This is a genomic window from Ruminococcus sp. XPD3002, from assembly GCA_900119535.1.
In the GTDB taxonomy this organism is placed as follows: Bacteria; Bacillota; Clostridia; order Oscillospirales; family Ruminococcaceae; genus Ruminococcus; species Ruminococcus flavefaciens_H.
In genome coordinates this window covers 1-25,880 of record FPJT01000005.1, presented here as the reverse complement: position 1 = coordinate 25,880, position 25,880 = coordinate 1, and the positions used below count along the sequence as shown (strand labels likewise).

The following is a 25,880-nucleotide window of genomic DNA, read 5'->3' as shown; positions in this document are numbered from 1 at the left end:
TATGAGTAATGATAACATTAATGAAAATATAGAATCCAAAGATGATATTAAAGGACTCGAAACAGAAGATGAAAATAGCAATAATCTTCCAATAGATTTGGAACAAGTCAAAGATTTAGATAAAATAGATTATTATCTGAATTTGACGCAATATACGGTTTACAAACGTTATTTACCTGATTTATGTAAATATCCGGTTGCTGAGCCAACAGAGTCGTTCCTAATGCAAAATCCCGAGAAGTGTGCCAGGTTTTATAAGCTCAATAAGCTGGTATATAAGCAGGGGGAGGATAGCCTTCAAAAGCTTTCAACGGTTTATTATGCAAGTATGGCTCTTGGGTGTAGCTTAATAATCATGCTTGATCAAAAATCCAATTCACCTGTAGATATTTATATCGGTGTAAAAAATGATGGTAAGGATACAGATAAACTTATTACTTCATCTAAGACGTTAATAAAAGAAATAAAAAGTAATTTCCCTGGTTCAGAATTAGATGTAATGGATGCTGAATCAAAAATGCAGCCAATAATAAATGAAATGTTTTCAGAAGAAGTTGTTCAAAGTATTTCAACAGTATCGTGTGTTGCTGCATTGAGAGATAAATCCAAAACTGAGAATAAATCTTTTATTCAAGGTATAGAGAGGTTTATTGACGCAATGCATGGCGAACCATATACTGCTATGTTTATCGCTGAACCAGTTACAAATGAAGAATTAGCAGATATACGTGATGGATATGAGGGACTTTATAGTTCGCTTTCGACATTTCAAAAAAGTACATTATCTTATGGAATTAATGAAAGTCATTCTGTAATGAAAGGTATAAACGAAAGTATTTCAAATACAGTAACCAAAAGTATTAGCAAAACTCAATCACATACAGTTACAAAAGGAGGAAATTTAGGTATCAATATAGGTGGTTCTATTGGAAAGTCAGAAGTAAATCCTACTGGTATGGGACGAGCTGGATCAGCATTATCTGTATTAGGATCTGCTCTTTCTGGAGCAGCAGCTTTGGCTCCGGAAATTGCTACGGCAGTAGGGGCTGCAGCGTGTCCACCTTTAGCAATATTAGGCCCACTTATTGGAGGTGGTTTAACTTCAATTCTTGGGCAAGGGATGCAAGGAAGTTCTGTTGGTAAATCAATTGGTGGAATGTTAGGATTAAACGCTGGAGTTCACAAAGATAAAGCTGATACTACGGGTACAACTAAACAGAAAAGTGAAAGTAAAACTATCCAAAAAGGGTCCCAGAAGGCAGATACAGATACTTCAGGAAAAAGTCAAACTATTCAATTTGAAAGAGTCAATAAGCATATCGAAGAGATACTTAACAGAATTGATGTACAATTGAAGCGAACACAAGAATGTGAAGACTATGGTGCGTATAACTGTGCTGCATATTTCTTGTCAAGTGATTCTGCAATATGTCAGCTTGCCGCGAATACGTATCGTGCATTAATGATAGGAGAAGGTTCTTCTGTAGAAAGTAGTGCCATTAATAATTGGAATTATACGGAAGGTGATAGTAATCCTGTTAGAACGATGAATAAATACCTAAAACGTTTTTCCCATCCAATATTTGGTATGCCATATGGAGAGCTATCAGATATGACATTACAATTTGTCGACTTATCTGCAGGAACGGTTATTAGTGGATTAGAGTTACCATTACATATGGGATTACCCACAAAATCCGTATATGGTGTTCCAGTTGTTCAACATGCAGAATTTGGCCGAAGTGTAAATACAATGGCAAATAAAACAGATTCGGATAAAATAAAAATTGGTTGTATTTATCATATGGGAAGTGTTGAAGCTGGAGAAGTTAAACTTGATAAAAAATCCCTTGCTTCTCATACTTTTGTTACTGGTTCAACCGGATCAGGAAAAAGCAATACAGTATATAAACTGTTGAGTGAGTTGAAAACTTCATCTGATAATACTAAAAAAGATGATGACATAAAATTTCTTGTGGTGGAACCTGCAAAGGGAGAATATAAGGAATATATGCGATCAGAAGACGTGAAAGTATTTGGGCTGTTACCAAATAGAGAAGATTCAGAATTGTTAAAGATTAATCCGTTTAGTTTTCCTGCTGATCCAGATAGAGGAATACACATTTTGGAGCACCTTGATAGAATAACTGAATTGTTCAATGTTTGTTGGCCGATGTATGCAGCTATGCCTGCCATATTAAAAGAAGCTATACAGAAGGCATATGAAAAATGTGGTTGGGATATTAATTTGTCAATAAATCGCTATGGGTATCCATTGTTTCCTGATTTTTCTGATGTTGAATGTGAAATACGAAAAGTATTAGAGAAAAGTGAGTATTCAGCAGACAATAAGAGCGACTATATTGGATCGCTTGTTACAAGAATTCATTCTTTGAACACTGGTATGTTTGGAATGATATTTAGCGGAAGAGAATTAACAAATGAGACATTATTTGAGAATAATGCAATAGTTGATCTTAGTCGTTCAGGAGCTTCGGAAACAAAGACACTTATTATGGGAATTCTTGTTTTAAAACTACAAGAATACAGAATGAGTTCTGCTATCGATAGTAATGCCGATTTGAAACACATAACTGTTCTTGAAGAGGCACATCATCTATTGAAAAGAAGTGCGGTTGGTCAATCTGAAGAAGGCAACAATCTTCAGGGAAAAGCTGTGGAAATGCTTACAAATGCTATTGCTGAAATGAGAACATATGGCGAAGGGTTTGTTATAGCTGATCAAGCGCCAGGTCTTCTTGATCCGGCAGTAATTAGAAATACTAATACCAAGATTATTATGAGACTGCCAGATTATTCGGATTGTGAACTTGTAGGAAAGGCAATAGGGTTAAATGAGTATCAAATTAATGAAATATCTGGTTTGAATCAAGGAGTTGCCGTTATAAGGCAGAATGAGTGGCTTGAACCAGTTTTGTGCCAGATTGATGAATATCATAAACCCCAAAATGAGGTATCAACGACAATCAATGATACAAAGCTTTGTGATAAGGAAATTGAGAAGATATTATTTGAGCACATTACAGAAAAGAGAGCAATAGATGATATTATAGATATTAAGGATCGAATCATGGCTTCAGATCTTAAGACAAGTCTAAAATGCAACATCCTCGATTATATTGATGCAGAACTTGAAAGAACACAAATTTATTATTCAAGGTTTGTATACGAGTTCCTTAGCGCAGAAGAGGCTATTGATAGTTGTAATTGCTTGAATAATAAAGAGAATCTAATATTTAATATTTTGATATCTTTAAAATATCCTATAAAAAACTGCAATTATCGATTAAAACAAAAGATTTTATTGTTGATTTTTAAAGAGTACCTAATTAGAAATGGAAAGACAAATGAGGTTATTAATCAATTCATAAGAGATAAGGAGTGATATAATGAACACTAATGAATTGAACAAGCCTGAATTAAAAGAAACAAGGCCTATATTACCTACGATTTCCGATTTAACAACTAAACTTGATAAGATAGAAGTTCAGGTCGAAATGAAGTTTGCTATATCTGAACAGAACAAGATCCTTGAAGAAGTTAAGAATGGCGAACGGAAACTTGAAAACTCTCAAGAAAAAGGAAACTATGGGGAAATGAGGACTGATCAAGATCTTAAAGAAAAAGGATATGAGAGAATATCTCTTGATAGAGTTACTGATTTAAATTCTGCAGGACATCAGGGTATAGATGGCGTTTACTATAAAGAAGGTGGAGAACCGGAATATATAATCGTAGATTCTAAATATGGATCAGCGCAATTAAGCGAAACTGCTGATGGCAAGCAAATGAGCGACAAATGGATAGATAATAGGTTGGATAATGCTGTTGGAAAAGAGAAAGCTGATGAAATCAGAATGGAAAAATTGGCAAACAGTGAAAATGTAGGTTCATTTGTTGCTCATGTAGGGGAAGATGGCATTGTAACATATGACAGGCTAGATAGCAATGGCGATATTAAAGAAAGGAATGTTCAGTTATGAAAAGAGCACAGTATAAAGATGAGTTATACTTTGATGAGTATATTTTTTCTCAGGAGGAACGAATAGAAAAATTCACTAAAGTATTGGAAAAATTAAATACAGATGATGAAGATAAGATCAAACAGTGTAAAAGCTATTTAAGTGGTTTTTATTTTGATTTGATTAATGCAAAGTATTCTCTTGGTTTACAAAGGGATGAAATAATAACTGATGTAAATGAATTATTCAATTACGTATGTGAAGTTAGCAGTTATAACGATATGATCAATTATTTATCATTAGCTATTGTTTTTGATATTGATAAAAAGAGATTAAAGAGTATTCTGCAATGCAAGACATATGATGATATACTTATTAGTGAATTAAAAGGTTATATTCTGGGAGAAAAGAAAGAATATGATAATTTATTATTGAAGTATTCTGATCATTACAAACCTTTTTGTGATTTCATTGATGAGAAAATTGAGAAAAGTGAATTTATAGAATTCATGGATAATCAATGGTATGATACATGTAAGGATTGTTCATTTTATGATTCACATAAAAATGATAAGAAAACATATACAGGTTACTGGTGTTGGCTTGCGGCAGCTATAATTAAGATGAAATCAATTAAGGATATTTCTGGTATATATATTCCTACTGAGGTTATTTAATTATCTGAGCAATACAATTAGGGCGCAAAAGGATATAACTATAAGGGAAGAACAAGTTTAATCGTTAGATGAATAAGTATCATATTTATTTGTATTGCTTTTTGTTATTGATTATGATATAATATATTTAATGATAACAAATGAAGAGGTGATCATCATGACAGAACTAAGAAAAGAAATCAATTACGCGGTTGCTTGCGTAAGCGAATTTGCTGACAGACATAATATGTCCCAACAGGATGCATTTCAGTATCTATATAAATATAAAGCAATAGCTTTTCTTAAAGAAAATTACGAAATAGAACATACTCTATCACTTGATGATGCACTTGATGATTTATTTATTATTTGCCGGAATAATGGAGGAACATTATAATGCTGCTATATCATGGAAGTAATACTGACATAAAAAGTATCAGTTTAACGATGTGCCGTCCATATAAGGATTTTGGCAGAGGCTTTTATTTGACTGAACTCAAAGACCAAGCAGCAAAAATGGCGAAAAGAGTGACCAGGATATATGGAGGAAAGCCAATAGTTAATGTTTATGAGATTAACGATGGCTTTTTTAATGAACATGGTTTGAATATTCGCAAATTTGATGATACTCCTTCAGAAGAGTGGGCGAGATTTGTTATGAATAATCGTAGCCATAGTTTTACGGACTATTCAAATTCTGAATGTAATTTGGATAATAAATACGATATCGTTGTTGGACCTGTTGCAAATGATGACATGGCTATGCTATTCAGGCAGTATCAGAATGAACTAATAACATTTGAGAACCTTATAAACGGAATGACTTTTCGTAAGACAACAAATCAGTACTCTTTTCATACGGATAGGTCGATAGCGTTGCTTAGAAAGGTTGGTGTTGAAGATGACTAAACAAGATCAACTAATGGAGTTTTGCGTACAGGATATTATTGAAAGAATTGTAAAAGAACAGAATATCGATTATGATGAAGCAATGAATCTTTTTTATTCATCTCAGACATTTGCTAAGCTTAATGACATTGAAACAGGATTATATCTTGAAAGCTCAGATTATGTGTATACGCTGTTTCAGGACGAACTTAATTTTGGGAAAATTATTCAGACAGAGATATGAAAAAAGCCTCCTTTACGGAGGCCTGAAGTAGTGTGCTCAATATAGTTTGAACCGGAATGTTTTATCATGACAAAAGGTATTAAATGTGATATAATAACATTACAATTTATAGATTAGGACAATATTGCTTCTGGATGATAGAATTGCTGTAGAGCAATAATAATACAAATTAAGTTTTGATTATCCAAACAATATTGCTCCAGCGTTCTCAAGACAATGTTTTTCAGTGTTGTGCAGCAACGCGTGCAGCAACCGGCGACAAAAACGCTTCGCGATGCTCCATTGAGCTAATATGAAAAATGCCTATTTTACGCACTGTGTGACACTTAGTGATACTCAGTGAAACATAAAATAGGAAGCTCATAACCCGAAGGTCGTTGGTTCAAATCCAGCCGCCGCAACCAACGTTTTGGGACTATATTGCAAAATATAGTCCTTTTAATTTTTGCCTGAATATAGGCTTATAACAGTTATAAAGAACTGCTTGCAGAAGTGATTTAGTATCATCTTGCAAGCAGTTATATTTTTTGATTATATCGTTAAAAATGGAAATGTACACCAAATGTACCTTAATTGAAATATTAAACCATTATTATGCTTTTGAAAGTGTTATTTGGTGTTAACCAAGTGCAACAAGATTGCTTGGAGCCATTCTTATAACGTTCCTGCTTTATCATAAAGGCAAATTACTTGAAATAGAATCGTCAATGATGTATAATAAAAAAAGAAGCTCCCGAAGGAGCTTTAAAACAAGATAGACGAAAAATGAATGAGATACTCTTTTCAGTATTCTTGATTCATGCACAATGTTAAAACTTATCTTTATAATTGGCAAGAGCTCTAAAAGCAAACTCGCGATTACCTCTATGAGTTCCAGCCTGAGCTGATGAATCATTAATACCATTATAAAGCAAGTATTGTGTCTGAATTCAGACAGGAAATGGATATGCTTAAATGTCGTGAGATAAACGATCTTCATCATGCCAAAGATGCCTATCTGAATGTAGTTATGGGAAATGTCTATAATACTAAATTTACAAAGGATCCACTCAATTTCATAAAAAGTGGTGAACGCTACTCAATGAAACTTTTTAAGAAGAATCAAGACGGAAAGGAAAGCGGACTGTTGACAGGTATTGTTAAACGAGGAGATACTATCGCTTGGAATTCTGAAACCTCATTTGATATAGTGAGACGTATGATGTCAAAGAATAGTATAAGATATGTAAGATATACATATAAGCGTAAGGGTGGATTTTTCGATCAGATGCCTGAACGTAAGAAGGCAGGACTTGTTCAGCGAAAGAAGGGCCTTGTTACAGAAAAATACGGCGGATATAACAATACAACTGCAGCTTGTTTTTCATTGGTTAAGTACAAGAATGATGTTATAATAATTCCCATTGAAAATATGTATCTAAAACTCTATGAAACTGATACAGCATTTCGCATTAAGTATTCAGCTGTTCAGTTGAAGGATATCCTTACAAGTGAGATAGATATCAAAGGTATTTCATTTCCTTTTGAAAATAGAATCATAAAGATCAATACTTTGATTGAAGTTGATGGATTTAGGTGTAATATAGTACAAAAATCAAACAAGGGCAGAACTTTAGTTGTATCATCAGCAGAATCTCTGATCGTAGATAAGAAAATGAATGATTATATCAAGAAAGTATCTGCATATCTTGAAAAGAGTGAAAAAGGAAAGAAATTCTCTCCTGCTTTATACAGCGGACTTAACGCTGATGATAACACCAAACTTTTTGATTTGTTGTGCTCTAAAATATCTAATAAACCATTTAGCAGCGTATTACAGAAAATCGGTAACAAGATTCAGAATAAGCGAGAAGACTTTTTGAAATTAGAGCTTAAAGAACAATTACTTTTCCTTAGCAATATGATTCTGCTCTTTAAAACAGGACGCTCTACGGGCTGTGATTTGAAGCTGATCGGAGAAAGTGGTCAGGCAGGTGTTATTACACTCAACTCAACGCTGACAAAAATAGGCGGAAGGCAGATTATTCGAATCATCGACCAATCTCCCACGGGACTTTTTGAGAAAAAGTCTGTAAATCTGCTTGAACTATGAGCTGGCGAACGGTAGTTATATCAAAAAGAGCCAAGCTTGATATGAAAACGGGATATCTCGTTGTAAGAAGCGAGGAAGAAACCCACAAAATAAATCTTGACGAGATATCCGTTTTAATCATCGAAAATACGGCAGTATCTATTACAGGATGTCTTATATCAGCTCTTACAGATAAAAAATAAAAGTGATAATCTGTGATGAAAAACGAGATCCGACGTGTGAGCTTGTTTCTTTGTAGTGTAATTTTATAAGGTAGCAAAACTGAACTAATTGAAAGGATGTGCGGTCAATGTTTGAGAGTAGTGTAATTTTATAAGGTAGCAAAACATAAATGCTAAATGTGCAGTAATCTTTCTGTTTTAGCAGGGAAGTCAACAAATCAGCTGGCAGAGCATATAACAAGTTTACTTCCGACTTCCCTGACTATTTGAGATAGAGGGAAAATGCTTTTTGACGAATAGGAGGGACACATGGCACATCAAAAACTTACTAAAGAAGAAACACAGTTAGTAATTAATTCTTTTTATGAAAATCCATCTTCTGATACGTTCAAAAGAATCCCAGAGTATAAACAATTGAGGGGAATGGTAGAATTAGCAGTAAAAGAAGATGGGTTATCTTTACAATACGTCAAAAATAGATTGATCGATAAAGAGTTATGTGATATGGCTTTTAACCAGAATCCGGACTCGATACAATTTATTCCATTGGAATTCATATCCGTTGAACAATGTATAGAAGCATTTAAATATAATTATAAAAATTTTGAATTTGTGCCTCAGAAGTATATTAATTTAAGGATTTGCGAAAAGGCGATTCGAGTAAATACGGCTACTATTCGATATATACCGGATGAATTCAAGACGAGTGAAATGTGTATGAAAGCCATAGAGACAGATGGAATGCTTCTTGAATTTGTTCCTGATAAAAATATCACAAAGGAAATATGCATTTCTGCAGTAAGACATAATGGTTGCGCTATCAAATTTGTTGATAATAAATTCATTGATCAGCAATTATGTAATTTAGCTTTAGATTCTAATATATCAGCATTTCCATTTATCCCTAATGAATATATTAATCAAGATATCTGCATTAAGGTTTTCGAATCTGATTTGAATTTATTTCAATTTATTCCTAAGAATTATCAAACTAATGCAATGGTAATAAAAGCAGTTAGTCAAAACGGTAAAATGTTGGAATATGCTGATAATAGATTAAAAAATCAGGAAATATGCGAAAAAGCAGTAAATAATAACGAACTGGCTGTACAATTTGTGCCTGAGCAATTAATGAACTCAGATTTTGCATATAAAGCCATTGAAGTTTCAGTGGGGGAAAATGGAGAACTGTTATTTGATCCTTTTATGATTATTCCTAAATCGCTTTTGAATGATGATATTATATTGAGCTTTTTAAAAAAATATAATCGGGAAATTAAAATAGTTCCTGTTGAAGTATTGTCGGATGAAGGATTAATAAGTGCAATTGAAATTGACACAAATATCTTTAATTCTATTCCTGATAATAGAAAAAGTAATGATTTGATAGTTGCTTTTCTTAAAGCAGGCGGTGCATTTTATATGATACCAAAAGAGATACTGAATAATGATATATACAAGGAAGCGTTCAAGATTGATCACGAATTAATAGAAGAAATACCGGGTAATTATATTTCCAAAAAAATGTGGAAAGATTACTTATCAGATGTATATGTAGCCCCTTCATTTGAAAGTGTTATTGGTAAAATCAGAAGAGATTATTTGAATGACACTTCAATATTAGATTTATTAATTATTAACTTTGGCTTTCATGAGATATTGGCATGGCAAAAAAAACAAGCTTCTGAAAACAAGACAAACAGAAAAAATATCGATAAAGAGATATTTAGTAAGTATGAGAAGTTATACAGAAAAAATAGCGATCATTATGATTTGTCTATTGTAAATATAGATATTGGTAATGAATCTTTTGGTAGTTATTCATTGAAAGAATATGAATTGCCGAAAATACATTTTTCAGCTAATGTATCAGGAAATCTAAGAAAGATTTTTTATATTTCTGATATACATCTTGAGCATCAATTAAAACCATATTACAGTGAAAATTCAGCTATATTAGAGGATATTGAGGAATTCATTAAGCTGAAAATTGATGAAATGCTGCAGAGCTGTTATAATGTTGAAAAATCGGTAGATGCTTTTATACTTGTTGCCGGAGATGTTGCACACAGTTTTCAATTGACGTCGTTATTTTACAAAGTTTTATTCGCTAAATGGAAAGGTTCTGTTATAGGTGTTTTAGGTAATCATGAACTTTGGGATGGACATGTTGAATTGACAGGTTATATGCCAAGGAAGGTTGATGAAATAGTTGATGATTATACGAGTGAGATAAGATGCAATTATTTTGATGGACGAATAGATGCTATCCTTGAAAATATGTTGTATGTAAAATATAAGAATGATGTAAACAGAATATTCAGCGAAGAAGAAATACTCGCTTTTACTGAGAAAGAACTTCATGATATTCTTGTAAATTCATCATTGATAATACTTGGTGGAAATGGATATTCCGGAAATAATCCTGTTCATAACGCTAAAAGTGGATTATATCGTGGAACTATTTGTTCACTTTATGAAGAGAAACAGTTTTCAAATCGATTTTGTAATGTGTATCATAAAGTCAAAAAATGTGCGAGTGATATGACAGTGATAGTTTTGACTCATACGCCAATTAGCGATTGGTCAGATGAGAATTATATTAAGAACTGGATATATATATCGGGGCATACTCATAACAATAAAAATCTCAGAACACATGAAGGAATAACGGCATTATCAGATAATCAGGTTGGATATAAACCTCAGAAATGGCATCTTAATTGTGTTCAAGTACATGGACAATATGATTCGTTAAAAACATTATCGGATGGCGTTCATAATATATCGTATAGGGAGTACTGTGAGTTTTTAAAAGGAAAAGGAATTGATATACGTGGGCATGAAGATAAAGAAGAAATATATGCATTAAAGAAAAAAACATTGTATATGTTTATAATTAAGCGAGCAGACAGACTTTATCTTCTTGAAGGCGGAAAAATAAATAGACTTTCATCAAATATAATACAATATTATTATGATAATATGGATAAGATGGCTGAAATACTCCGAAAAGCGTTAATGCCGTATCGTGAAGAATTGGATAGAATTTCCAGGGAGATAATGAACATTGGAGGCAATGGCCGAGTTCATGGATGTATTATTGATATAGGAGCCTATACACATATGTGGCTTGAGCCGACCACAGGCTTATTAGAAGCTTATTATGCTCGTGAATCATGGAACTATGATCCATTTGAGCTTAAAGAACTTCTTAAGATATGGGAACCAAAAATTTATTTAAATTATGAAAATACAATAAGAAATAATTCGTTGACTATTTTGAATAAATATGAAGTGTTAAATAAAGAAAGCCATGAATATATTCCTGCTTTAATATCTGAATCTATTTTGAATAAATATAAGGAAAAACAGAAACGCTCACGTATTATGCGATCAATTCAATATCTTTTGGATGATAATATTCTTCGTTATTGGAACGATGAGTTATTATCCAGGCAAGATAATGAATCGCAAAACTTATTACTATAAAATGAAAATCTGCATATTTAATGGATGCTTTTAAAATATCATTCTGATTTTTCTTTATAAACTCTATATAGGAAAGATGGTATTATTTGTTGATTCTTTGAAAGTTGAATATATGAGTCAGCTTTCAGGCATACTTGAGTCCTCAAATCAAAAAGACATTATTACATATCAGGGCATTTCTATCTCAAAGAGTCATTATTCAAAGAAGGTTATAGTATATCCTGCTATGAAAAAAGAGCCTATTGATGATGATACAATATACGTTAGTAATGCATACATTAAGTTTGCCAAACCATATGCATTACGCAAATTAACACTCAAATGATTATAATATGAAATATAATTCTATGAGGAGCGTCTTGAGCTTAAAGAACGCAAAGACGCAATTTCTGACCTTTGTAAGTGACAGATTAGGACACTATTCCAAAGCAGCATAAAATCGGTAGAAAAGCATCTGTAATAGAAAAAATATTACATAAAACAGGCTGATTCATATTGACATTTTATTTGAGAATGAGTATAATTAAAGTACATAGTAATGTCCCCGTACTGTGTCAATTCATTATTTGGGAGGTATGGATATGAAACAGTTGCCGAAAAAGAGGTTAGCTGCAGTTGCACTTTGTTCCTGCCTTAGTTTTATGACTATGGGTAGTCTGCAAGCATATGCAGAAACCGATTCAACAGATATGGCGTTAGATCATCTGTCTGTTGCTCTTTCTGCAGACAAAGATGAGTATGACATTAATGAGCAGATCTATTTGAATCTTGACATCGAGAATCCACATTCATACGCAATTAATGATCTTTCTGTGAATATGGATCTACCTAACCACTTGATCCTCAAGTCGTTGGAGGTTCCTGACAACAAGACTATGTTGAATGCAGGTGAACACATAACGGCTCATGCTGTAGTTGCGGTTCAGGCTGACGGCGAAGAAGGTACATCGATTCAGTCAACAACAACTACCAATGCGACTACAACGAACAGCGCTACTGGAACTACTACTATTTCATCGGCTACAACAGCGGCTGCTACAACTGCTATTTCTACAACGCAGGTAAAATCTGATGGAAATGTAAAAACTGGTGACGAAGGAGTATATGGTACAGTTATTGTTCTTCTCGTTGCATTTTCTGTTGCGTTCTTTACAACAAAAAAGAAAAAAGGTGCTAATCGACTGTTCAGTATTTTGCTGTGTGCTTTAATACTTGCTAATTATCTACCTGCATCAGAGATCAAAGCAAACGCAGTAGATATTCCCAAAGTCGTTGATGACTCTATTAAGTCTCAGACTACCATTACGGCTGACAACGTTTCGTATGATATTTCTGCAATCGTATCGTATTCTTTCAGTTTTAAAGATGCTGTGGACGAATATGAAATTGATACAGACTCTGACGGTATTCCGGATATCATGGAGAAACAATTAGGACTGAATCCAAATAAAGATGACACCGATGATGATAAGCTGAATGATTATTTTGAATATGTAAATGCTGTTACCAATCCAAGAATTGCAGACACTGATGGAAATGGTGTTTCTGATTTTGAGGAAGACAGCGACGAGGACGGTCTGAAAAACGGTGATGAGCAGGCTTCAAATTCTTACGCTTTTGATAAGGATTCAGATGATGACGGATTAACCGACGGTGATGAAGTACATAAGTATTCTACTGATCCTACTAATCAGGATACAGATGGCGATGGACTGACAGATTATGAAGAAGTAAAGCTTGGTCTTGATCCGCTAAAGATCTCATCGGATGGTTCTGTAAATGATTCAGAGAAAAAAATACCCCAGACTGCAAGTGATGCCACTAAAGACACTGCATTAATTGAAAGCGATAATTGGCTTGTACCGCAGCTTTCCGGTAATGTAGCAGGATTACTCGACAATCAGGTCTTTATGAGAAAAGACGAATCCATGTCTTTTAATGACAATCACTCTATCCTTAGTGATGTGATTGAGATAGATTCGTCATGCAGTTCTGCTTTAAATCTTGAATTTTCTTTCAAGGAGAATTATACTGGCAATCCTGAACAGCTTGTTATTGCGTATTACGACAACGAAGCCCATGAACTTCATCTGGTGGATTCACATTTATCGGATGCACAGAACAAACTTGAAGGAGAAATCAATTCAAGCGGCTACTATTTTGTCATGGATATAGATGAGTTCCTTAAGAGTATTGGCATAGATGTTATTAATAATATTTCGGATATTTCTGAGGGCGTATCCACTGAATCATACTTGGCACCGCTTATGTTTGCTCCAAGAGCAATGGCATCTCCTGCTGAAGTTTCAATCGGAAAGGCAGATATTGTATTTGTTGTTGACACTACTGGTTCCATGTCAGATGCTATTTACAACGTTCAGGACAACATCAACACGTTTGCTGATAAAATTAGCAATGAATATCATGTTGATATGAACTATTCGCTGATTGAATACCGTGATATTGAAGAAGATGGTGTGGATTCTACGATCGCACATACAAATCTTTCTTCAAGATGGTTTACTAATGTTAATACATTTAAGTCCGAAGTGAGCAAGTTGACTGTTGACGGAGGTGGCGATATTCCAGAAACCCCCATTGATGCTTTGGAATTGGCTCGTAAATCTAACTGGCGAAACGGTGCAACTAAGTTTGTCGTTCTTGTCACTGATGTGCCTTCTAAGGACGATAATACATCTGGAATCGAAAACATGGATGAAATGGCACAGAAATTCGCTGCTGATGGCATTGTTGTTTCTGTAATTACAGATTATAGAGCTGATTACGCAAATCTTCTTGATCAGACGCACGGTCTGTATGGCGATATTTATAGTGACTTCAGCAACATTCTTCTTCAGCTTGCAGGTATTATCGGTACTGAGACACATGAGGGTGGAGACTGGATTATCCTTGATGACTACAGCATCGTTCAGCTTAAAGGTTCAATCGATGATATAGGAGTTCTTGACTCTGACGAAGATGGTTTAAAAGATTCTGATGAATTGATAGGAAAAACTACAGTTGATGTAAAACCTCTTGTTATGGCAGCCCTTGCTTTACATGGTGTGCCAATGGATCGATATATCGGAAAAACAGAAATTGAGGTTTGGAAATTTATATCAAATCCTACATTACCCGATACTGATTTTGACGGATTAGATGATACTCTGGATAAAGAGCCAAGAAATCCAAAGGTTCACTCATTTGTAATTTATGAGACCCGTGATGATGAAGCTGGCTTACAAAAGCAGAAGACTTATAATGGTAACGATTCACGTCGAGCCGAAGACTTCCAATATGCAGATAAAACACACGATCAGTTATGCGATATGGATTATATTTGGTGGGGCGACGTTATGTTCCCAGATTCTAAACTGTATATGTTGCATATGAGGGAGTTTCCACCTTTGGCATCTGCAAGTGATACAGCAATGATCGGTGTTGGACAAGACATGATTAGTCATTTCGCTGATGGAAGCGGCAGTGATTACCGTAATTCAACTTTAACAAATCGAGTTGAAAATCATGACAATACAAAAAAATATGCGAATGCAGTTGAGGCTGTTTTTAAGGAAGTCCTTAAAGAGAATAATGGCAATCTCGGACGTCTAATGTATTATAATACAGATGGAATGAGAGATGAATATTCAGTAATGGTAAAAAAAATGAGCCAGGAAATCGATGCTGGAAACAAGGATTTGTTCCAACCTTCATATCAAGATAAGTTTAATGGCTTAGGTATTACTGTTGACGGACTCTACGGAAACCGCATTGAAGTCACATCATATTCTTTGAATGGCAACCATTATACTGCAAACCTACACTATGTTATGTATGATGTTTATGGGCTTGACAGCACAGATATAACAGATGAATATATTAGCGGCTTCCATTTTGGACTAATCGATTGTTTTCGTGCGTGGTATATTCTCCAGCATTGGGATACGTTTGATGGAGATTATAAGCCTTTTGTAACATTTATGGAATTTGACAGAGTTGTTGAAGGCGATATATAATGAAAAAAATAGTCATTAGCGCACTAAGTGTCATTTTCATTGCAGGTATATGGATGTTAGTTAATTTTTCAAGATTTTCTAAAGTATCATATGATAAGCAAATATTGCTTGACAATCAAAGTGCTTACAATACACTTGTTCAAGTGTGCCTGTCTGATTTTGATACTGTGAAAGATTCATCTTCAATATGTACTTATAGCATCTCAAAGGATAATCAATCATTGCTTTGCTATAATAGTGAAAAAACTATTCATTTAAATTCAGTTCAAAAGCAAGCTGCAAAAGTTGTAAATGACACATTTAGGCTGGACAAACACAGCTTAGAATACTTACGAGTTACAAGTGACAATGTAATATTTGCGATTGCAAACGGAAGAGCCTCATTTATCTATTCTAAAGACGATGTAAAGCCAAACTTTGTAAATACTCCAAATGAAAAAAATGGAAAAATTTATATAGAAAAAATGGCTGATAACTGGTATTTTGTTTGCAAACAAGATTGACAGAATTAATGTTCTGATTCCCTACAATATCGCTAATAGTTTAGCCTAATGGCGCACCTGTTTTTCGTTCCACACAAGTCTGATTAGGCATTGTTGAGCATACCACAACAGGCACAAACCCTATTGGAACAAATAACCGCAAGCTCTCGGAAACGCTCTGTAAGCGTTTCTGAGGGCTTTTTCTTTTCAGCGGTTAAGTTTTCCGCTCCGCAGGCTCGGACGGTGCTGTGGGGCTTTTCCGTTCGCCAGACGGTCATGCTGAGGTTTGCTCGGTGATACTGTGACGGATTTCATACTCACGCACACGGCGATAAAAGGTGTTTGCCGACATATCCATTCTCCGCATAAAGTCCCTGCCTGTGATGTGCTTCGCTCTCCATTCCCCATAGAGCTACCCGAATCTCGTCCAGTCGGTGGGGATAGGTTTCTGTCCCGTGTACTTGCCCTTAGCCTTAGCAATCTCGATGCCCTCACGCTGTCGCTGTTTGAACTGCTCACGCTCCAACTGAGAGAGGGCTGCGAACACGGTCAACATGAATTTGCCCGCAGGCGTGTCGGTGTCGATTTTATCCTTGTGGCTGATGAGAGTAACGCTCTTGTCGATGAGGGTGTCGATAATGTTCAGCAAGTCCTTTGTGGAGCGCCCTAATCGGCTGATACTCTCCACATAGAGAGTATCTCCCTCACGCACATAGTCAAGCATTGCTCTGAGCTGAGGGCGGTCGGTATTCACTCCTGACAGCTTCTCGGAATAGATGCGGTCAACCTGATATTTGATCTTGTTAACCTGAATAACTATTCCGTAACAAAGCTATACTCTACAGAATATGAGGATTGCCTATGGATAACAATCGATTCACAAAACATGACTTTTGAAGAACTATGTAAAGATTTTAGAATTTACAACGACTCTATTGTAACACAAGTTATCTTGCGAGCAGTTATATTTTTTGATTATATTTCGAAATTTGGATTTGTACATCAATTGTGTTATTTTTTCCCTATTGTATATACCGCTCAGACTGCCCACTCTGCACGGAACTTTTGCCCACACTCGCCGCTTCTGCCCACGGTGCTGCTCATAAGTTAAATAATATACTTGCAACATGAACAAATGTACTGTTTCCGGAACGACTGCAGTGAAGCAATATCTGCCTTTGTCAATAAAAACTGAGCCACAGCGCTAATAAAAAAGTGAGTCGGTTTTGATATCCTTCCGGAAACAGCATATCATTGTTCAATTAAATGATTCAGATATCAGGATATTCAATTTCGTTCTTGTCAAGCAATGACTGAAGCAACTCAATGTAGTCATTAAGTTTTTGTATTTCAATTTGATTGCAGTGGCAAAGTTTATCCGCTTTTTCAAGCTCGTATCTGGTCAATTCGTAATCTGTCCATTTGAGGCATTTATGACTTTTACTAAAAGCACAGTAATCATTCATAAGCAAACGCCTCCTCTGAATTCTGAACTCCGTATCGTTCTCTCATGGACATTTTTCCATCAATTGCTATGATATATGCATTGTTGATGATTCTATCCATGATTGCTTCGGATACAGGACTGTCACCTTCAGGATTGGAATTGATACGTTCATACCATCCGCCGGGTTCGTACTGTGTACAGAATATCATTAGGCAGTATCTTTTGGTTCAAATTCGCCATTTCTGTCACGAGGCACTTCGATATCCACCTTGCCCATACTGGTGCGAAGAGTCTTCTTGCTGTGACCATTGCGACTGTTGTCGGTTTCCTTGTTCTTAACGTCATACGGCTCGTATCCAAGCTCAGAATCAAGCTCTGATTCAAAGCTGCCTTCCATAAATCCTGCAAGCGCTTCCTTGAATAGTTCCTGAATATCATCCATGCTCTGGATATTCGCTGCCGACAGAAAATCGCTTATCAGCTCTCTTCTTGCACGCTGTTCTTCTGTTTCATTTCTTCGCCTTCTGCTCATAATTAAAACCTCCAATGTAGTGTTCTTCTATTATACACTACTTTGGAGGTTTACACAAATTTTTGGATAGACTCTATGAATTACCTGATACTTTCTTCTTTTCCTTGTCAAACTTAGCTGCTTCGTTCCTGTCGAACAAAGCTTCAATGGAGAGATTCTTGAATCTCGGGATGCAGTAACCAAATGGAACGCACAACAGCTTCAGAAGCCTGTCGTTGTACTTCTTTTCATCGTTCACAGCATCGAAGTATTCGCTTACCTTTCCAGAAGACTTTTCATATCTTTCGTTCATGATGATTCTCTGCATGATGTAATGATAAAGCTGGAAATAGCTGTTTACTTCGGCAATATCGTTGATATATGCATGAACATATCTTGCAACTTCAAGATGAACGGCCTTATTTCTAAAGAGCGTACATGTCTTATTATCGATTCTAAGAAGATCTTCCCTGATTATCACATTCCACTTAGTATTTCTGAGATATGCATTCAGAGCGGTCTTTGCCTTCTCACGGTTGATCTGTCTAGTAAATTCCTCAGCCTTCTTCTCGTCAGAATACTTGATATAGTTTGCGTAAAGCTTAGGATTTGCAGATTCAAGGCTATCGATAGATTCCTTTGCACGCTCAGCCATTTCCTTTTCAACATCCTTACGCTTGTCAGGAGCAGTCTCATCAATACCTGCACACAGCTTTGTGACTGATGAAAACCCCTTTTCTTCGAGCTTCTTGAGGTTGATATCATAGCCCTTTTCCTTATAGAGCTGTGCATCACGCTCAACGCAATGGAAGCCGATAACGTAACGCGCATTGATATTAACAATATTCTTAAGGATGTGATAAATGACAGTAAGATAGAGGCTGATGATCTTCTTGAACTTTTCTCTCTCAGCGTTTTCTCTTCCAGTATCCTCAATAACGCTTCTCTTCTTATCGAACTGATCGTAGTTCATACCGGTGATAATCTTTGTGAGGGCATCAACCTTTTCGGAGACAGACTTGCCCTTGTCCTTGCCGATACAGGTCTCATAGTACCTGTCGATCTGATTCTTTCCGTTCTGTCCCTGCTTCTTCTGGATATCAGCTATCCTGCCGAGGACGAACTTTACAACAGCTTCATTCTTGGCGATCTCATGGAGATGTGCAGGATCACCGTAACGAATGAGATAATGGAAGCGCTTGTTACTGATTACATTATTAATGATGAAGTTTCTCATGCCGTGCTTGCCCTTCTTAAGCTTGTTGCCGTTTTCATCAAGCGAAAAAGTATCGGCAAGGGCCTTAAGCTCATCATAGCTGAGGTTTGTTCCGAGAATCCTGATAGCATCGATATACATAGCACGTCTTGCATCTGCGATAGGTTCTCCCATTCTGGCAAAGCTCTTAATCAGCCTGAGTTCGTCAGCAATCTTTGCGCTGTCCTTGAAGAAGGCATATTCCTCAACAAACTTTGCATTCACTCCGATAAGAGGCATTACCTTGAGGAAACTCTGGATGTTATCGAACTTATTGATGAGCGTGGTGAGAAGATCATTGATCTCCTTACCATCAAGGAACATGGTAAGAGCGTACATCAACTTTGAGAACGCGGAAACATCCCTTCCGGCAGGAAGAATTCTGGGGAGTCTTGGAGCATCCTTCTTCTTGTATTCACGTGTCTTATTGCCTCTGAATTCCTTGATATTGTGCATAATGTTTTCGAGCTTTCTCCAAATACGATTGGCCTCATCATAATAAAGGGCATCCTTCTGATCATCGTTAAAGCTTCCTCTGAGATTTATAACAAAGATATCCTTTTCACTGAGGCTTTTTTCGTTATCCGGCAGAGACTTGTTGGCAGCAGCAACCTTTGCATCCTCTTCAATGTAATATCTGTAGATAACGAAATCCATCATAGTATAGACCTTAGTACGGATTGAATCAAAGACCTTATGATTTTTACGGATCTCAGACATATCCTTTCTGTCAAGCATTACTTCTCTCAGCTTAGTAATATTGAAACCGAGATTCTTCTGTTCCTTCATGATACTGAATCTGAAATACTGCTCTGCAAATTCAGCAGGATTAATACCAAGGGTTTCAGCGATATAGTTTACGTTGGCTGCACTATTCTTTGAGAAGGAATTTGTTAATTCGTTTGTAATTCTATCATACAGATAATTGAGAGTAGAGATATATTCGTTGTCAAGATTCTTGTCGAGATTATAAAGCCATGTACGGGAAATCCTTGATTCTTCCTCATTATTATGTACTACCCAGTGACGCAATCCGCTGAGTAAAGCAAGAATATCATAACACTCGTTGCCGTAATTGATAATGTAATTTCTGCCTTCCTTACTGAAAAAAGCCTGTCCAAAGTAGCCGAGACGAGGATTATCAAGGAAATTGTCAAATTCATCATACTGTGCCTTGATGGCATTAATTAACTTATCGTTATTGTTGAAAGCTGCTCTGTGATGTTCAGGATCCTTGAACTCATCATAAGTATAGACCGTACTGAACTTACCAAAACCGATGATATCCTTATCAAGACCGGAAATATTGTTTACCGCATAAGCAGCATTGGTTATATATTCAGCGAGGATCTTTTCGATATCGAGGATATTATGGATGACCTGAATACAGATATTATCATTTCCGTCGGCAGACTCTCCAAAATATCTCTTTTCAAGCGTTTCCTTCAGACCGAGCATATCCTGCTGTACCGGTCCGGTGTATAAGGGGTTGTTTGCAACTACAGCATAGCCCTTTGGGTGGCTGAACTTTGCGTTACCGATCTTGTAGCCTGCATTCTTATCAGCCATTTCAGCTGAGAACGCTTCTCCTTCGTTGACAGATCTGATAGAATCGCCTTCAACGATCTTTTCAAGTCTGGCATCGCTTCCTTCTGCGAACGTCGTCATGTATACCTTTGAACCGGATACAAGTGTTGATTTTACTCCCATGCCCTTTGCAAATGACTTCTTCTTTTCGATCATAATCAAATCACTCCTTTATAATTATCTTGTGATTAATGAATTACTAACAACACATACAATATATTATACCACATACTTTGGATTTTGTAAATATATTTAGCGCAAATAAGAATCGATTTTTGTTCGTTATATCCGCATTCTTCTCTTATGTTTATATTATACACCATTTTGAAACAAAAGTAACGGGAGAAAAGTGCGAAAAAACTCATGCAGATCATTGTTTCTGCATGAGTTTTTTGTTTTTTGTTCAGTTAAAAACAAGTAACCCCGACCAGTTGGTAGGGGTTTACTTGTACACAAAGAAGTATAACGTTGAGAATGCAGGGTTTCAAACCCCGACCACTTGGCAGGGGGTTACTTGTGCAACCTTTATAACTCTCGGCGTTCTTTACAGTTTCAAACCCCGACCAGTTGGTAAGGGTTTACTTGTATGCTCCAGCACTTGGACTTTATATTCTCTCGTTTCAAACCCCGACCAGTTGGTAGGGGTTTACTTGCTGAGCTCAACTGGACTCAGGGTGATGCACTGTTTCAAACCCCGACCAGTTGGTAGGGGTTTACTTGAGGAAACTATACAAAGTATATTTCTCTTTAATTGTATTATACATCAATCATGTACAAAAGTCAACAGTTTTTTAAACTTTTCTGAGAATATCTGTTATTCTTTTCACGACATAACGAGGCGACTCTACTTTTATATCAGAACCGAAAGCAAGAATATCCTTTATAAGAAGATCAAGATCCATTGTATAATACTGAATAGTAAATCTTGCAGTTTTCTCATCTATGGGTTCAACAACATGATCATATACCGAGAAAGCAAGCAGTGCTCTGTCGATAGCCTTTCTGTTTTTATCATCAGTTACTGTAAAAACAACAGGGAGGTATGCTTTCTTATTGAGCATATCATCCTTTATTTCAGGAATAGTATCAATGCTGTTTTCTGTTATATAGATATCAGAAAGCTTTGAAATATCGGATTTTACAAATCTGTTGCCGTCATAAATGATCATATATATTCTACAGGTTCTTTCATCATACTCTATCCTTACAGGAAAACCCTCACAGTTTTTATTTTTGAAAGTGTATGATAAAGCTTGTTTTTCATTTATAGCTTTAAGTATGATCTTGAAATTTTTCTCAACTTCTTCCGAAATATCTTCATTGCTGCGCCACATATCATCAATATTTTTGTAATATTCAGTATAATCCGATAATTTCGCATCAATAGATATTCTTTCCTCGTCAGACAGAAATAGTTTACTCAGCTTATCGTTAAGAGCATTATGCAACCATGTTATTTCAGATTTCAGTAATGTATCAGATATATGCTTGTTACTGCATTTATCCGGTTCTCCGAATAAACGAACTTTGCCTTCACGAGTATCAAATATAGGCAGTTTATCATTATATAATGTATTCTTATAGAAAACAGAGGTTATTTTTTTGTTGTCACCTGAAAGACGATAGTATTCAGCTTCAAATTCATCTATGGATAGTTCTTCGCCATAAGAGATGCGTTCAGCGAGTTTTAAAAAAGCTCTAAGGCTTTTGTTTCTATACTCATTAAATAATTCCATAGTTTTTCTTCATCTCCTCTATATCCTCATTAAGTATTCCTGAAAGTTCATCATCTGTCGTTCTGATTAGTCCCATATTTGCCCTGAGATACGGTATCATCATTTTTTTGCTCTTGACTGTAACAATAGCAGTATAATTCTTTCTGAACTCAATGCAGCTGAAATCACGCTCTAACTGACTTCTGATGCCTCTCTTATACTTCAGCTCAACGGTGTCGTTTTGGGCAGAGGAATCGATTTTTCCAAAGAAGCTGCATTTCTTCTCGGAATCATAAAGCTCGCTATATTCCTTAAAATCAGCTTCCGTTATATCTTCGTCGGAGTTTGTGATTTTCAGATTATATATCTTAGATAATCTGAAAACAAAAAATTTAAGCTTATTCCTGAATCTTTTCACAGCAAACAGATAGCAACGATTATATTCGTTCTCAGTAAAGATCTTTACAGGTATCAGTCTTTCTTTTATTTTGCCGCCATACTCAAAAGCAACATGCTGTCGATTATCAATCGCTTCGATCAATGTCCAAAGAACATTATCATCAAGAATGTTGGCAAGATGACTGTATTTGAACTGGAATGGGGATATGTATTCATTGCCTGTTCTTTCTTCATATATTTTTTTCAGAGCAGCAAAAAGATCATACCCTAATACTTCCGGATATACGAGATTTTTCATGAAATCCGCCATATTCAAAAGACTTAGCATAATAGAAGTGTCAACAGAGTAAAGAGAGCATTCGTTAAGAGAATACTTCTTGTTCTTGTAAGAGATCATTCCGTACTCACACATGTTTTTCAACTTGCCTCTGATTGTCTTTTCATCAATATCAAAATCGATATCACCAATTCTATTATAGATATCAGAACTTCCCATTTCCTTATCAGAAAGAAAAAGGAGAATATATAGCGTTAAGCAGGCATCAAGCGAAGTAAGTGTTCTCAACTGGAAACTGTTTGCAAGCTCATTATAATCAGACTCGAGCTGAGAAATGTTATATCTGAAGGCTAATCTCTTGTTGATTTTAGGAAATTCTATTTTTCCGCCAGCAATTAGCTCGATAATATTCTTGTATTCATTATATTTTGTGGTTCCAATGCTTTTTATGAACATTCCTTGCTGCCCCTGAGAAAGGGAGCAGTAATAGAAGTTAGTTTTCAGGAATCTACGGAAATTTTCGTATGTTGTTATTTTGAAAAAGCTGCGGTTCTTTTCTTCATTTGCCATATTAATCACCCCATGCTAATTTTATCACTTTTATAAATATTTATATAGTGTTATAGTAAACAAAAAGAAAGACTTTTGTTTGTTCAATGCGCCTGTTTTGTTTTTATGTTATTTACATTGATCATTCGTTGTGATAATATATTAATAACATCTAATACGAAAGGAAGTTGAAAGATGCTAATTTATTCAACAAGATTCAAGGTTAAGGATATTTTCACAAAAGAACAGTTCGTAAAAAGCTTGATAAAATGGTGCACAGAGAAAAAGCAACCTTTGAGCGGACTTGAAAATCACAAATCTGATTTTTCTTTTTCAGAAATAGACGGTAATCAGATGATCGAGGTCGTAGACGTTGAAACAGACAGCATCATTGCTGCAAGACAGATCTCTGAAACATTAAAAGGCAACTGGACTGTAGATGCTGTTCTTGATTACGGTAAAAAAACGCTTTCAGTATACATGGACTATACGGTAAACGATAGTTCTGAAACTTCCAATACTCATCTCAGGGCACCTCGTCTGATAAGGCAAATAATAAACGATGGTTTTGCTGAGAATAATCTTGGTTTTGAAATGAAGACAAGCGCAATAACACTTGAAGATAAAGACAGAGAGAAGTTGATATCTGCATTAAACGCAAGTGATACATATGCATTGCCATTTGTATATCTTTCATCAAGATCGGATGTTGATGCTGATGTTTTGGCTCAAAAGCTCTCTGGACTTGCAGTTGTTATAGAGGATACATCAGATATTCTTAATTCCGTTGCGCCTGAGCGCTTTACTGCACCTATCTATGTTTTGCTTCCACATAAGGGCGCCGATCCGTTAGCGTTCGGCAATTATCCATTACACCGTGAGATAATTCATACGGTTGCCAACTATCTTAACAGAAGAGTTTATGATAAACTTGAAACCTGGGATGGAGTGAACGGCAAACTCCTTAGAATCCGAAGCCGGGAGACAATTGAAAAACTTAAGGAAAAAAGTGATAATAACGATTTTAACAAGATATACCTTGAAGAGCTTGAAGCAGAGAATGAAAAATATTCACAAAAATATGAAAAACTCGCTGAGGAGTTACAAAAGCTTAAGCTTGAAAATGAGCGGCTTAATTACAGGCTTGAATCGTATACAGGGGCAGGCAATTCGCTTATAGTAAGCGGAACTGAGAATGACCTCTATCCTAACGAGCAAAGGGAAATAATAATTGACTGTCTGAAGGAATATCTCGACAAAAATGTTCAGAGTGCTTCAAGGAGAGCAGACATAATAAAAAGTATCATCAACGCAAACCACGTTGACGGAATACCTGATCAGTACAAAAAGATCATTAAGGCTGCATTTGACGGATACAAGAAGTTTGAATGTTTTGAGATAATGGATGCTCTTAAAAAAACCGGCATCGTTGTGGTCGAGCATACCGGCCACTATAAGATACAGTATCATAAAGATCCGAGGTATTCATTTGAGGCCTCTGCTACAGCAAGCGATCATAGGGCCGGAAAGAATGCCGCTTCGATCATAAACAATCTGATGTTCTGAAAAAATAAAATGCGGATATCGTATCATCAAAATACGATATCCGCATTTTTAGTTTGCCTTGAAGTTGTATACAGTTCTTGCGATATGCTTCACATCAACAGTATCCTTAAGATAACGTATTATCTCATCTGAGGGCTTATATGCCATTGGAGATTCATCGATCGTTGAATCGTTTACAGACCAGGTACGTATACCATTCATGCTGTTGACATATTCTTCGAGCGAGATCTGGAGTCCATCCCAAATCTTGTGTAAACCTCCAAAGTAGTGTATAATGGAAGCAGCACTACTTTGGAGGTAATATTATGGCACGGAGAAAAAGAGGGACACCGGAACAGCAAGCGCGCAGAGCCTTGATCAGCGAACTGCTGTCAGCTGCAAATGTCCAGAGCATGGACGACATCCAGAATCTGTTTAAGGAAACGATTGCCGAGTTCATGGAAGGCAGCCTTGAATCAGAGCTGGATGAAGAGCTCGGCTATGAGCCTTATGATGTCAAGAACAAAGCCACAGATAACAGCCGGAACGGTCACAGCAAGAAGACGCTGAAGACCAGCATG

The 25,880-nt window shown here is 35.9% G+C and carries 19 protein-coding genes and 2 pseudogenes; 13 read left to right on the top strand and 8 right to left on the bottom strand.

The window, feature by feature from the left end:
- Nucleotide 1: 1 nt before the first annotated feature.
- The 11 genes from BT127_RS17150 to BT127_RS05700 all read left to right on the top strand — a co-directional run bounded on the left by BT127_RS17150 (nt 2) and on the right by BT127_RS05700 (nt 16,035).
- A complete protein-coding gene (locus BT127_RS17150) occupies nt 2-3,406 on the top strand; it encodes an ATP-binding protein (RefSeq protein ID WP_075424077.1) in 3,405 nt (1,134 codons plus the stop codon).
- Between the two features lie 4 nt (nt 3,407-3,410).
- Nucleotides 3,411-4,004, top strand: a complete 594-nt coding sequence (locus BT127_RS05750) for a hypothetical protein (protein ID WP_082334915.1) — start codon at nt 3,411-3,413, stop codon at nt 4,002-4,004.
- Complete coding sequence (locus tag BT127_RS05745; RefSeq protein WP_075424076.1) at nt 4,001-4,660, top strand: PoNe immunity protein domain-containing protein; 660 nt, start codon at nt 4,001-4,003, stop codon at nt 4,658-4,660. The genes BT127_RS05750 and BT127_RS05745 overlap by 4 nt, the downstream gene beginning before the upstream one ends.
- A gap of 157 nt (nt 4,661-4,817) precedes the next feature.
- Complete coding sequence (locus tag BT127_RS05740; protein ID WP_075424075.1) at nt 4,818-5,036, top strand: DUF3791 domain-containing protein; 219 nt, start codon at nt 4,818-4,820, stop codon at nt 5,034-5,036.
- Nucleotides 5,036-5,548 (top strand): DUF3990 domain-containing protein, encoded by a 513-nt coding sequence (locus BT127_RS05735; protein ID WP_075424074.1) that lies wholly within the window; start codon nt 5,036-5,038, stop codon nt 5,546-5,548. The genes BT127_RS05740 and BT127_RS05735 overlap by 1 nt, the downstream gene beginning before the upstream one ends.
- On the top strand, nt 5,541-5,771 hold the full coding sequence (locus tag BT127_RS05730) for a hypothetical protein (RefSeq protein ID WP_075424073.1): 231 nt from the start codon (nt 5,541-5,543) through the stop codon (nt 5,769-5,771). The genes BT127_RS05735 and BT127_RS05730 overlap by 8 nt, the downstream gene beginning before the upstream one ends.
- 916 nt (nt 5,772-6,687) lie before the next feature.
- On the top strand, nt 6,688-7,863 hold the full coding sequence (gene cas9 / locus BT127_RS05725; RefSeq protein ID WP_350339276.1) for a type II CRISPR RNA-guided endonuclease Cas9: 1,176 nt from the start codon (nt 6,688-6,690) through the stop codon (nt 7,861-7,863).
- A gap of 41 nt (nt 7,864-7,904) precedes the next feature.
- Nucleotides 7,905-8,045, top strand: a complete 141-nt coding sequence (locus tag BT127_RS16730; protein ID WP_175541917.1) for a hypothetical protein — start codon at nt 7,905-7,907, stop codon at nt 8,043-8,045.
- A 288-nt stretch (nt 8,046-8,333) separates the two neighbouring features.
- A complete protein-coding gene (locus BT127_RS05715) occupies nt 8,334-11,516 on the top strand; it encodes a DUF4116 domain-containing protein (protein ID WP_075424070.1) in 3,183 nt (1,060 codons plus the stop codon).
- 581 nt (nt 11,517-12,097) lie between these two features.
- Nucleotides 12,098-15,532 carry a DUF3289 family protein gene (locus BT127_RS05705; RefSeq protein WP_075424068.1) on the top strand — a complete coding sequence of 1,145 codons (3,435 nt, stop codon included), beginning with the start codon at nt 12,098-12,100 and terminating at the stop codon, nt 15,530-15,532.
- Nucleotides 15,532-16,035 (top strand): hypothetical protein, encoded by a 504-nt coding sequence (locus BT127_RS05700; RefSeq protein ID WP_075424067.1) that lies wholly within the window; start codon nt 15,532-15,534, stop codon nt 16,033-16,035. The genes BT127_RS05705 and BT127_RS05700 overlap by 1 nt, the downstream gene beginning before the upstream one ends.
- A 253-nt stretch (nt 16,036-16,288) precedes the next feature.
- Here BT127_RS05700 and BT127_RS05695 read toward each other — a convergent pair.
- The 7 genes and pseudogenes from BT127_RS05695 to BT127_RS05665 all read right to left on the bottom strand — a co-directional run.
- Nucleotides 16,289-16,807: pseudogene (locus BT127_RS05695) on the bottom strand (recombinase family protein); the annotation flags it as partial.
- A 478-nt stretch (nt 16,808-17,285) separates the two neighbouring features.
- Complete coding sequence (locus BT127_RS05690) at nt 17,286-17,480, bottom strand: mobility-associated LCxxNW protein (protein WP_075424066.1); 195 nt, start codon at nt 17,478-17,480, stop codon at nt 17,286-17,288.
- A complete protein-coding gene (locus BT127_RS05685; protein WP_318257168.1) occupies nt 17,473-17,670 on the bottom strand; it encodes a hypothetical protein in 198 nt (65 codons plus the stop codon). Before BT127_RS05685 ends, BT127_RS05690 begins: the two co-directional genes overlap by 8 nt.
- A gap of 11 nt (nt 17,671-17,681) precedes the next feature.
- Nucleotides 17,682-17,993: pseudogene (locus BT127_RS05680) on the bottom strand (transposase); the annotation flags it as partial.
- 73 nt (nt 17,994-18,066) lie between these two features.
- Nucleotides 18,067-20,970 (bottom strand): type VI-D CRISPR-associated RNA-guided ribonuclease Cas13d, encoded by a 2,904-nt coding sequence (gene cas13d, locus BT127_RS05675; RefSeq protein WP_075424065.1) that lies wholly within the window; start codon nt 20,968-20,970, stop codon nt 18,067-18,069.
- 635 nt (nt 20,971-21,605) lie between these two features.
- Entirely contained in the window at nt 21,606-22,550 is a 945-nt protein-coding gene (locus BT127_RS05670; RefSeq protein ID WP_075424064.1) for a WYL domain-containing protein, read from the bottom strand.
- Complete coding sequence (locus tag BT127_RS05665; protein WP_075424063.1) at nt 22,537-23,775, bottom strand: WYL domain-containing transcriptional regulator; 1,239 nt, start codon at nt 23,773-23,775, stop codon at nt 22,537-22,539. Before BT127_RS05665 ends, BT127_RS05670 begins: the two co-directional genes overlap by 14 nt.
- 174 nt (nt 23,776-23,949) lie before the next feature.
- Between BT127_RS05665 and BT127_RS05660 the strand changes: the two genes are divergently transcribed.
- Nucleotides 23,950-25,320, top strand: a complete 1,371-nt coding sequence (locus BT127_RS05660; RefSeq protein WP_075424062.1) for a hypothetical protein — start codon at nt 23,950-23,952, stop codon at nt 25,318-25,320.
- Between the two features lie 48 nt (nt 25,321-25,368).
- Here the strand turns inward: BT127_RS05660 and BT127_RS16435 are convergent, their stop codons facing one another.
- Nucleotides 25,369-25,521: an RtcB family protein gene (locus BT127_RS16435; RefSeq protein WP_139275427.1), complete on the bottom strand. Its 153-nt coding sequence runs from the start codon at nt 25,519-25,521 to the stop codon at nt 25,369-25,371.
- Between the two features lie 104 nt (nt 25,522-25,625).
- Between BT127_RS16435 and BT127_RS05655 the strand changes: the two genes are divergently transcribed.
- On the top strand, nt 25,626-25,880 hold a 255-nt coding region (locus BT127_RS05655), incomplete at its 3' end, for a transposase (protein ID WP_175541916.1).